Here is a 10,952-nt window from a genome sequence, read left to right as displayed (position 1 = left end):
GGCCGGGAGCGTGTCAGGAGCGGGAGTAGACCTTTTCCGCCCACCCCGCGACCTGCTCGTCCGAGAGGTGGAGCGCCAGATCGGCCTCGCTGATCATGCCGATGAGCCTCTTGTTCTCGACCACGGGCAGCCGGCGGATCCGGTGGCTCTGCATCTCCTCCAGCACCGCGTCGACATCGGCGGTCGCCTCGATCCAGCGCGGCGTTCCGTCACAGAGCTCGCCCGCCGTGACCTTCGACGGATCGTGCCCCGACGCCACACACCTGATCACGATGTCGCGGTCGGTGATGATGCCGACCATCTTGTCCCGCTCACCGTTGGCGGAGACGGGCAGCGCTCCCACCTTGTGGTCCCGCATCATCTGCGCGGCACGGTCCAGCGTTTCGTGGGCCGGGATCCAGTGGGCCCCGGTGTGCATGATGTCCTTGGCGGTCGTCATGGGGATTCCTCCTGCGTGCCGGTGGGCACAGCCGTACGGTCCCGAGCGCAACCCATGGTCCTCGGGACCGTACGGAGCAGCGACCGCTGTCACCCGTTCGGGTGTACGTGGTCAGGGCCGGCCCCTCAGGGGCGGGGTTGCGCACCCCTCGCCGCGAGCATGTCGGCCATCAGGTCCAGCTCGGACCGCTGCCCCTCGACCATGCCCCGGGCGAGCCGCTTCTCCACCCTCACCGCACACCGCTCGGCGCAGCCGCGCGCCATCTCGACGCCGCCCTCGTGGTGGTCGGTCATCAGTTGCAGGAAGAGGATCTCGGCCCGCTTCCCCTCGGCGTCGCCGAGCCGCGCGAGCTCCGTCCTGGTGGCCATGCCCGGCATGAGGGCCCCGTCGTGGGCCTCGAATCCGGCCACCCCGTGCTCCGTACCCCCGCCCGCCGCCCCGGCCGTGTCCCGCATGCCCTCCGTGTCGTGCGAGCCGTGCGAGCCGTGCCCGTCGCCGTTGCTGCCGGACATCCACGCCATCGGCCCCTGCCCGTCGGGCGCCGTCTTCGGCAGCTCCCACAGGTCCAGCCAGCCGAGCAGCATGCCCCGCTGGTTGGCCTGCGTGTTGGCGATGTCGTACGCCAGCCGCCGTACGTCCTCGTCCCGCGTGCGGTCCCGCACCAGGAAGGACATCTCCACGGCCTGCTGATGGTGGACGGCCATGTCCCGGGCGAATCCCGCGTCCGCGGACTCCGCCGAGGGGGTACGGGGCGCGGGAGCCGCCGCGTCACCCCGCGCGGAGGCGATCGCCGCCGCCCCCGCGAACAGCAGGGCGAGCGCCACCGCGGAGCCCGCCACCCACCGCGTACGCCGGGTGCGCGAGGCGCTCACCCGTCGATCCCGCCCGTGCAGGGCGCACCCGGCTCGGGTGTCTGCGCGCCCTGGACGTACTTCGCCAGGAACTGGGCCACCCGCCGGTCGTCCGCGCTGTCCACCGTGACCTGCTTGCCCCAGGCGGTCAGCATGATCGCCCCGTCCTGGCCCGGGTACGGGCTCATCAGCGTGTACGGGGTGCTCCCGACCCGCGACGCGAGCTCGCGCACCTCCGCGTCGGCCGCCCGGTCGTTGTACGTGACCCACACCGCCCCGTGTTCCAGTGCGTGTACGGCGTTGACGTCACGGACGGCCTTCTCGTATACGACGCCGTCGCAGTTCAGCCATGCCTGCGCGTGGTTCCCGCCGACCGGCGGCTCCATGGGGTACGTGACGTCGGTCGCGACGTGGTCGCGGGTCAGCTTCTTCGCGTCCCACGTCTTCTCGCCCTCGACGGGCCCGGCGGCCGACTCCTGCTTCTCCTGCCCGGTCTGCCCGGTCGGCTCGCCCTGCTTGGCGTCCTGCGTCCCGGAGGCCGCACCCGAATCCTTCGACGCGGTCCTCTCCAGCAGCGTGTACGTGCCGAAACCGAGCAGTCCGGCGACCACGACGGCACCCAGGCCTATGGCGACGACGCGGTTGCGGCGGGTTCGCGCACCGTCGGCGCCGTGCGTCTGGTCCACGGGGGTCCTGCTGTCGAAGCTCATGTCGTCGGGTCCTTCTGCCAAGGAGTAGGGAGGGACGGAACGGGCCGGAAGCGGGTGCGCGCGGGGCCTCGGGACCGCCGTCCCGCCCCTTGCACACCATGGGCGCCGATCGTAGTGGGTGGCCGCGTGCTCTCTCTCACACCGAGTGCGTAATCTGGGTGAAATCCCGGGTCGTGATACTGAGGTGTCTCCCCTACTCCGGGCGGTGGTGCACGGACCGTCTGAACTGCAAGGATGTGGCTCTATGGACAAGCAGCAGGAATTCGTCCTCAGGACGCTTGAGGAGCGCGACATCCGCTTCGTACGGCTGTGGTTCACCGATGTTCTCGGTTACCTCAAGTCCGTCGCCGTGGCCCCCGCCGAGCTCGAACAGGCTTTTGACGAGGGCATCGGCTTCGACGGCTCGGCCATCGAGGGCTTCGCCCGCGTATACGAATCGGACATGATCGCCAAGCCCGACCCGGCCACGTTCCAGATCCTGCCGTGGCGTGCGGAGGCCCCGGGGACCGCCCGGATGTTCTGCGACATCCTCATGCCGGACGGTTCGCCGTCCTTCGCCGACCCGCGTTACGTGCTGAAGCGCATCCTCGCCAAGACCTCCGACCTGGGCTTCACCTTCTACACCCACCCGGAGATCGAGTTCTTCCTGCTGAAGAACAAGCCGGTCGACGGCACCCGCCCCACCCCGGCGGACAGCTCCGGCTACTTCGACCACACGCCGCAGAACGTCGGCATGGACTTCCGCCGCCAGGCGATCACCATGCTCGAATCGATGGGCATCTCGGTCGAGTTCAGCCACCACGAGGGTGCGCCCGGCCAGCAGGAGATCGACCTGCGGTACGCGGACGCGCTCTCCACCGCCGACAACATCATGACGTTCCGGCTGGTCATGAAGCAGGTCGCGCTGGAACAGGGCGTCCAGGCGACCTTCATGCCCAAGCCGTTCTCGGAGTACCCGGGCTCGGGCATGCACACCCACCTCTCCCTCTTCGAGGGCGACCGCAACGCGTTCTACGAGTCCGGCGCCGAGTACCAGCTCTCCAAGGTCGGCCGCTCGTTCATCGCGGGCCTCCTGAAGCACGCGGCGGAGATCTCCGCCGTGACCAACCAGTGGGTCAACTCCTACAAGCGCATCTGGGGCGGCTCCTCCCGCTCCGCCGGTGCCGGCGGCGAGGCCCCCTCGTACATCTGCTGGGGCCACAACAACCGCTCCGCGCTGATCCGCGTCCCGATGTACAAGCCGGGCAAGACCGGCTCGGCCCGCGTCGAGGTCCGCTCCATCGACTCCGGCGCCAACCCCTACCTGACGTACGCGGTGCTGCTCGCCGCGGGCCTCAAGGGCATCGAGGAGGGCTACGAACTCCCGGCCGGCGCGGACGACGACGTCTGGGCGCTCTCCGACGCGGAGCGCCGCGCGATGGGCATCGAGCCGCTGCCGCAGAACCTCGGCGAGGCGATCGCGCTGATGGAGAAGAGCGAGCTCGTGGCGGAGACGCTGGGCGAGCACGTCTTCGACTTCTTCCTGCGCAACAAGAAGCAGGAGTGGGAGGAGTACCGCAGCGAGGTCACCGCCTTCGAGCTGAAGGCGCTCCTGCCGGTGCTGTAGGCGCAGGCTCCCGTACACGCGCGCGGCTTCGGGCCGACGGTCACACGCCGTCGGCCCGAAGCCGTTTCGCGGGGTGGGCCGGTGAGGGACCGGGTGCCGGGTTCCGGCAACGAGGGGTGGGCCAAGGGTGCGTGGGTGCTCCGTGGACCTCGGGAGGCCCGCCGCCGCACAATGCGTCGGTGATCGCCGAGAAGACCGATGTGACCCGCCCGGGAAACCGCGTGGCGAAGACCGTCAGCGCCCTTACCGGCTGCGGGTTGCTGCTGGGGGGTGTGCTCCTGTTGCTGATCCCCATGGGCGGAGCCCTCGACGCCGAACGGGACTTCCGGGCCGCCGCTGTCTGCGCTCCCGGCGATGACCCGGCGGCCGGCCGAGACGAGGACTGCCTCCGGACCACGGCGGCGCGGATCGACCGCACCGAGAGGGTGACGGGGCGCAAGACGCAGTCGTACTGGCTGTACGTCACCGAGGCGGACGGGAGGTCCACCCGCACCCGTCTCGAAGGCGGTACGCAGGATCCGCCCCACGCCGAGGCGGGGGAGAGCCTGCGCGTCACGTACTGGCGGGACCAGATCCGGTACGTCGACTTCGGGGCCGAGCGGTTCCACACGATGGCGGACCCACGCGGCGCCTACAAGCTCTACTGTGCCTGGGGCCTCGGCCTCGCCTTCTACAGCCTGGTCTTCCTGTGGACCTGGTTCTGGTGGGCCCGGCTCAGCCGCCTCTCGGTCAGGGCCTCACCGTGGCACGTCGTCGTCCCGGTCCTCGGCGCCCTGGGCCTCACCGCGGCCGGAGCGTTCGCGCCATGGGTCACCGACAGTCCGGGCGGGGCGATCAAGGCCGTCGGACTGTGCGTCCCGGTGATCCTGGCCGTCTGCGCGGTGGTCGCGCTGGTCATGGCACGTCGTCAGCGGGGCGACGACACCATCCGTATGACGCCGTTCGAGGCCACCGGGAAGGCATGCTTCCCGGGCGGGGTGCTCGGGGACGTCCCCTACGAGGGGCGCGGCGGCTTCCTGGTGGCAGGTCCCGGATATCTCGCGTCGACCCCCGACATGACCGGCGCCACGCTCCGCCGCGAGGTGCCGCGCAGCCTCAGACCGGTCCGGGTCCGCCCGCCGTACCGGACGGATCCGGAGGGATCGGACCCCAGGGGGCTGGTCCTGGAATGCGACGACGACGGCGTACCGGTGCTGATCGTCACCTCCAGGAAGAAGATGCCCCGGGTGCTGGGCGCCCTGCTGCCGACCCCCACGGCAGGGGGTCCCGCGCGGTGATGCGGGTCAGGACCGTGCGGGTCAGGACCGTGCCGGCCAGGACCGTGCCGGTCGGCGCCCGCCGCCCGGGTCCGGGAGGGCGTCGAGAAGGACCACTTCCGGAGGCATTTGCTGCGTCGGGACACGCCGACGTGCCTCCGTCACCCCCTCCGGCGTCTCAGGCGAAGCCGCGCCCCATCTCGTCGAGGATCTCGTCGATCACCGCGCCCGGCCCCCGTGCCTGGTCCTCCTCGATCCACAGCCGCATCGCGATCCGCAGCGACGACAGGAAGCCCGCGGCCAGGACCATGGGCCGTACGTCCCCCGCGACCGGACCCGGGCGGGAGGCCACCGCCTCGGCCAGGTCCCGCTCCAGGGCCGCGTGGTTGGCGAGCTGGCGGGCGAGCAGCGAGGGGTGACGCATGGCCAGCTGGGTGCGGACGGCCCACTCGCGTTCCGGCGGGGCGATGCGCCGCGAGAATTCGGCCACCGCAGCCCGGAGCGCGGTCCAGGCGTGCTCCTCGGGGGGACGGTCGCGGACCGCGAGGACCAGCGCCCCGATGTGCTGTTCCTCGCCGTACAGGAGCGCGTCCTCCTTGTTCGTGAAGTAGTTGGAGAACGTCCGCCGGGAGATCCCGGCCGCGTCGGCGACTGCCTCCACCGTCACATGCTCGAAGCCGTGCTCGATGGTGAGGCGAAGTGTCGCCTCGTGCACGGCCTGCCGGGTGGCTTCCTTCTTGCGCTCCCGCAGTCCCACAGAGCTCTCCATGCCGCCATTATCTTCCTGATCCCGGTGCGACAGCGCTGCCGAGGGAGTACCCGCGCGTACCTTCCCCGGCGTACGACGGCGCCTGCGGAGCCGGACACGTCCACGCGGGATGCCAGTTCGCCGGCCAGGGAGCACGGCGGGGACGACCACGGCTCGTACACGAACTACGCCGGCCCTCGCACATCGGCGGCAGGGGTTCCGGCGTCGACCGGTCCGGCTCCACCGGCCCCGCGCCGAGCGGTACGGCATGCGGTCCGCGACGAACTGCGGTTGATACACGGGGCGGCAGCCGTACTCCAGCCACGGCGACCGCACCCCGCGCCACGCCCCGCCCAGGACCGCGCGGGGCCCGGCCCGTCCAGCCCGTGCGGCGGACAGGAGCATTCCGGTAGTGTGACGCGTCCCGAGACCGGGACCGACCCAGGAGGTGAGACCCATTACCGCTTCAGCAGGCTGGGCGCTCACTCCTCGCCGTCGTGTGGCCGACCGGGCCTGAACGACCGCGGAGCGCCCATCGGTTCATCCGAAAGGCTCCGCACCGTGCAGGAATTCGCCCCACCGCTCACCTTCTCGGCCCTCGTCACCACGCTCCGCGCCGCCGGCTGTGTCTTCGCCGAGGACGAGGCGGAACTCCTCCAGGCCACGGCGGCCGACCCCGCCGCGCTCGCCACCATGCTGGAACGCCGGGCAGCCGGCCTGCCGCTTGAACACGTTCTCGGCTGGGCCGAGTTCTGCGGGCTGCGGATCTCCGTCGACCCCGGGGTCTTCGTGCCCCGGCGGCGTACCGAATTCCTCGTCCGGCAGGCCGCGGCGCTCAGCCCGGCTCCGGCGGTCGTGGTCGACCTCTGCTGCGGGTCCGGGGCGCTGGGTACGGCGCTGGCCTCGGCGCTGGACGGCGTCGAACTGCACGCCGTCGACGTCGACCCCGCCGCCGTGCGCTGTGCCCGGCGCAATGTGGGCGGTCTCGGCACGGTCCACGAGGGCGACCTCTTCGCACCCCTGCCCCGATCGCTGCGCGGGCGGGTCGACGCCCTCCTCGCCAATGTGCCGTACGTGCCCACCGGTGACGTCGCCCTGCTGCCCGCGGAGGCGCGCGTCCACGAACCCCGGGTCGCGCTCGACGGAGGCGGCGACGGCCTCGACGTGATGCGGCGCGTCGTGGCCGAGGCGGCCGACTGGCTGGCCCCGGGCGGCAGCCTGCTGGTCGAGACCAGCGAACGGCAGGCCGCGCGTGCCGAGGAGACGGTGGGGAGCCGCGGACTCGGCGCGCGCGTCGTCGTCTCCGAGGAGCTGTACGCCACCGTCGTCATCGGGACCCGGCCCCGGTAGGCGACGGGGGCGGGGCAGCCGGCCCCGTCGACGACGGGGCCGGCGTCCGGCTCAGCCGCCGGTGGCCGGCCGGGGGGCCGGCGTCCGGCTCGGTTGCGCTGTCCGCGGGTCCGGGGTTCCCGGCTCAGGCGAACAGCCAGCGCGTCTGGCCGAACGGGTCGCCCTTGGCGAAGCCGAAGGCCGTGCGGGGGGCCACCGCGAAGACCTCCGCACGGCCGCCGGCACCGTTGGAGAACAGGCCGTCCGTGACACCGAAGTGCCAGTCGGCGCCGTACTTCTCCTCCCACGCCTCGGCCAGCGCGATCAGCCGCTTCTCGTCCGTCACCCGGGCCGCCCTGCCCTCGACCACCACGTCGAAGCCCTCTTCGAGGCTGTTGGCGCCGGTGGTCAGGACGACTTCCGGATTTTCGGCCAGATTCCGCGCCTTGCGTTCCGAGGGGCCGGTGCAGAAGTGCAGGGCGCCGTCCGACCACACCCCGATCAGCGGGGTGACGTGCGGGCGGCCGTCCGGCCGGACCGTGGAGAGCCAGTACAGCTCCGCGCCGCTCAGGAGCGCGACCGCCTCCTGCCACGGGCGTGCGGTGGCCCCCTCACTGCTGTAGCGGGCGTCCAACGCCGTTTCGGGGGTGGTGCCGGGAGCGGCGGTGTCCTCGTCCTTGTGGTCGTCCGGCATGGCGATCCTCCTGGAAGTGTCGTGCGTGGGCGTTCAGGTCATCGTGTCTGCGAAGCAGGGACTCTGCCTCCGCGCCCGATTCATCGGTGCGGGGCTAGGCTCGTAGAGCGGGCAAGTGTGGTCGGCAGGCAGGAGAACACGTAATGACGACGGTGCCGGGACGCAGAAGCAGTACCTTCACCCGACTGCTGCGGCACGGTTTCACCGATCCGTCCGCCGCCGAACAACTGCTCGACCTCCCCGAGCTCGGTTCGGTACGGGCCGATCCGGTCCTCTTCGACGCCCTCGGGGCGACGTCCGACCCCGACCTCGCCCTGCGCAGCCTCGTCCGGCTCGTCGAGGCCGAGGAAGCTGAGGAGCGGCAGATCCTGCTGGACACACTCGTCGCCGCCAAGCCGCTGCGGGACCGCCTCCTCGGCGTCCTCGGCGCCTCCGAGGCCCTCGGCGACCACCTCGCGCGCCACCCGCGCGACTGGCAGGCGCTCGTCACGTACGAAGCCACCGACCTGCACCCCGGGGTCGCGGAATTCGAGCACCTGCTCGCCGACGCCGTCGACCCGGACTCGCTGCGGGTCGCCTACCGCCGGTCACTGCTGTCGATAGCGGCCCGCGACGTGTGCGGGACGACGGACCTCGCGCAGGTCGCCGCCGAGCTGGCGGACCTGGCGACGGCCACGCTGCGGGCCGCCCTCGCCATAGCCCGCACCGCCGCGCCCGCCGACGCCGCCCAGTGCCGGCTCGCGGTCATCGCGATGGGCAAATGCGGCGGGCACGAGCTGAACTACGTCTCCGACGTCGACGTGATCTTCGTGGGGGAGCCGGTGGAAGGGGCGGAGGAGAACCGGGCCGTCCAGGCCGCCACCCGGCTCGCCGCCCACATGATGCGGATCTGCTCCGACACCACCGTCGAAGGCACCATCTGGCCCGTCGACGCCAACCTGCGCCCCGAAGGCCGCAACGGACCCCTGGTGCGGACCCTGTCCTCGCACCTCGCCTACTACCAGCGCTGGGCCAAGACCTGGGAGTTCCAGGCACTGCTGAAGGCCCGGCCGGTCGCCGGGGACGCCGAGCTCGGCGCGGAGTACGTCGAGGCAGTCTCGCCCCTGGTCTGGCAGGCCGCCGACCGGGAGAACTTCGTCGCTGACGTCCAGCAGATGCGCCGCCGCGTCGTCGACAACATCCCCGCCGACCGCGTCGACCGCGAGCTCAAGCTGGGCCCCGGCGGGCTGCGGGACGTCGAATTCGCCGTACAGCTCCTCCAGCTCGTCCACGGCCGCAGCGACAGCACCCTGCGCTCAGGCTCCACCCTGACGGCCCTGCGGGCGCTCGCCGACGGCGGGTACGTCGGGCGGGCGGACGCGGCGCAGCTCGACGACGCCTATCGCTTCCTGCGCTCCATGGAACACCGCATCCAGCTCTACCGGCTGCGCCGCACCCACCTCGTCCCCGAGGGCGAGGCGGACCTGCGACGGCTGGGCCGCTCCCTCGGGCTGCGTACGGACCCGGTCGCCGAGCTCAACAGGGCGTGGCGGCGGCACGCCTCCGTGGTGCGCCGGCTGCACGAGAAACTCTTCTACCGGCCGCTGCTCGACGCCGTGGCGCAGCTCGCGCCCGGCGAGAGCCGGCTCAGCGCGAAGGCCGCCGTCGTACGGCTTGAGGCCCTCGGATACGCCGACCCGGCAGCGGCCCTGCGGCACCTGGAGGCCCTGTCGTCGGGGGTCTCCCGCAAGGCGGCCATCCAGCGCACCCTGCTGCCGGTGCTGCTCGGCTGGTTCGCGGACTCCGCCGACCCGGACGCCGGGCTCCTCGGCTTCCGCCAGGTGTCCGACGCGCTCGGCAAGACCCCCTGGTACCTGCGGCTCCTGCGGGACGAGGGGGCGGCGGCGGAGAACCTCGCCCGGGTCCTGTCGGCCGGCCGGCTCGCCCCCGACCTGCTCATGCGCGCCCCCGAGGCCGTCGCCATCCTCGGCGACCCGGAAGGGCTGAAGCCGCGCACCCGGGAGCACCTGGACCAGGAGGTGCTGGCGGCGGTGGGCCGTGCGCAGGGCGCCGAGGCGGCCGTCGCGGTCGCACGCGGCATGCGGCGGCGCGAGCTGTTCCGCACGACGGCGGCCGACCTCATCGGCTCGTACGGCACCGAGGACTACCCCGCCGAACAGGACCCGGGCGCGCTCGTCGACCGGGTCGGCTCCGCCGTCACCGACCTGAACGCCGCCACGCTCTCCGGCGCCGTGCGCGCGGCCGTACGCGAACAGTGGGGCGACACCCTGCCGACCCGGTTCGCGGTCATCGGCATGGGCCGCTTCGGCGGCCACGAACTGAGCTACGGCTCCGACGCGGACGTCCTGTTCGTGCACGCGCCCCGCGAGGGCGTGAGCGACGAGGAGGCCGCCCGGGCCGCGAACACCGTCATCACGGAGATGCGCAGACTGCTGCAGCTGCCGACGGCCGACCCGCCGCTCCTCATCGACGCCGACCTGCGCCCGGAGGGCAAGAGCGGGCCGCTGGTACGCACCCTGAAGTCCTACGAGGCCTACTACCGGCGCTGGGCCCTCGTCTGGGAGAGCCAGGCACTGCTGCGCGCCGAGCCCATGGCGGGGGACGAGGAGCTGGGGCGTGCCTTCGTCGAACTGATCGACCCGCTCCGCTACCCGGCCGAAGGGCTGGGGGAGGACGCGGTCCGCGAGATACGGCGGCTCAAGGCGCGGATGGAGTCCGAACGGATGCCGCGGGGCGCCGACCCGACGCTCCACACCAAGCTCGGGCGGGGCGGCCTCAGTGACGTCGAGTGGACCGTGCAGCTGATGCAGATGCAGCACGGCTGGGCCGAACCCGGCCTGCGCACGACCCGCACCCGCGAGGCACTGGCCGCGGCCTGCGCGGCCGGGCTGATCCCCGCGGAGGAGGCACAGACCCTGGACGAGGCGTGGGTGCTGGCCGCCCGGGTGCGGAACGCGGTGATGCTGGTCCGGGGACGGCCGAGCGACACGTTCCCCTCCAACCCGCGGGAACTGACGGCGGTCGGCCGCTACCTGGGGTACGGGCCCGGGCACGCGGGGGACATGCTGGAGGACTACCGGCGGATCACGCGGCGGGCTCGGGCGGTGGTGGATGAGCGGTTCTACGGGGCGGCGGGCTGAACGCCTGTCCTCGAGCGCCGGACGGGCTGGTGTGGCGTGCGGCCGGGCTGAGTGGTGGCCCTCTAACGCCGGGCGGGCTTGGGCGGTGTCCCCGGGTAGGCCGGCTGGTCCGCCCCTGTTTCGGCGTGGGGGGAAGCGGCCAGATCGAGCCCCTCCGGCGATTGAGGAGCGGGGTCCGG

General features: G+C 72.3%; 9 protein-coding genes. 4 read left to right on the top strand and 5 right to left on the bottom strand.

The genetic code is table 11. The annotated features are described in order from the left end of the window. Positions 1-13: 13 nt before the first annotated feature. The 3 genes from ACFWVP_RS00195 to ACFWVP_RS00185 form a co-directional block, all read right to left on the bottom strand. Positions 14-439, bottom strand: a complete 426-nt coding sequence (locus tag ACFWVP_RS00195; RefSeq protein WP_384492670.1) for a CBS domain-containing protein — start codon at positions 437-439, stop codon at positions 14-16. Between the two features lie 125 nt (positions 440-564). Further along, the gene (locus ACFWVP_RS00190; RefSeq protein ID WP_384492669.1) at positions 565-1,311 is read right to left on the bottom strand and encodes a DUF305 domain-containing protein; all 747 of its coding nucleotides are present in this window, start codon (positions 1,309-1,311) and stop codon (positions 565-567) included. Then, positions 1,308-2,000, bottom strand: a complete 693-nt coding sequence (locus tag ACFWVP_RS00185) for a DUF3105 domain-containing protein (RefSeq protein ID WP_384492668.1) — start codon at positions 1,998-2,000, stop codon at positions 1,308-1,310. Before ACFWVP_RS00185 ends, ACFWVP_RS00190 begins: the two co-directional genes overlap by 4 nt. 244 nt (positions 2,001-2,244) lie before the next feature. Between ACFWVP_RS00185 and glnA the strand changes: the two genes are divergently transcribed. Both glnA and ACFWVP_RS00175 read left to right on the top strand, forming a co-directional pair. Continuing rightward, positions 2,245-3,606, top strand: coding sequence for a type I glutamate--ammonia ligase (gene glnA / locus ACFWVP_RS00180; protein ID WP_384492667.1), 1,362 nt, complete (start codon positions 2,245-2,247; stop codon positions 3,604-3,606). 179 nt (positions 3,607-3,785) lie between these two features. Then, on the top strand, positions 3,786-4,883 hold the full coding sequence (locus ACFWVP_RS00175) for a hypothetical protein (protein WP_384492666.1): 1,098 nt from the start codon (positions 3,786-3,788) through the stop codon (positions 4,881-4,883). A gap of 157 nt (positions 4,884-5,040) precedes the next feature. On the opposite strand, the gene ACFWVP_RS00170 is transcribed toward ACFWVP_RS00175, so the two are convergent. Next, positions 5,041-5,631 (bottom strand): TetR/AcrR family transcriptional regulator, encoded by a 591-nt coding sequence (locus ACFWVP_RS00170; protein WP_384492665.1) that lies wholly within the window; start codon positions 5,629-5,631, stop codon positions 5,041-5,043. A gap of 540 nt (positions 5,632-6,171) precedes the next feature. On the opposite strand from ACFWVP_RS00170, the gene ACFWVP_RS00165 reads away from it, so the two are divergent. After that, positions 6,172-6,960 (top strand): putative protein N(5)-glutamine methyltransferase, encoded by a 789-nt coding sequence (locus ACFWVP_RS00165; protein ID WP_384492664.1) that lies wholly within the window; start codon positions 6,172-6,174, stop codon positions 6,958-6,960. 124 nt (positions 6,961-7,084) lie between these two features. On the opposite strand, the gene ACFWVP_RS00160 is transcribed toward ACFWVP_RS00165, so the two are convergent. Further along, positions 7,085-7,633, bottom strand: a complete 549-nt coding sequence (locus tag ACFWVP_RS00160; protein ID WP_384492663.1) for a pyridoxamine 5'-phosphate oxidase family protein — start codon at positions 7,631-7,633, stop codon at positions 7,085-7,087. 143 nt (positions 7,634-7,776) lie between these two features. On the opposite strand from ACFWVP_RS00160, the gene ACFWVP_RS00155 reads away from it, so the two are divergent. Beyond that, on the top strand, positions 7,777-10,773 hold the full coding sequence (locus ACFWVP_RS00155; protein WP_384492662.1) for a bifunctional [glutamine synthetase] adenylyltransferase/[glutamine synthetase]-adenylyl-L-tyrosine phosphorylase: 2,997 nt from the start codon (positions 7,777-7,779) through the stop codon (positions 10,771-10,773). Positions 10,774-10,952: the final 179 nt, after the last annotated feature.

Origin of the sequence: Streptomyces sp. NPDC058637 (genome assembly GCF_042717325.1) — a bacterium.
Lineage (GTDB): Bacteria > Actinomycetota > Actinomycetes > Streptomycetales > Streptomycetaceae > Streptomyces.
This window is presented reverse-complemented; position numbering and strand designations above follow the sequence as displayed.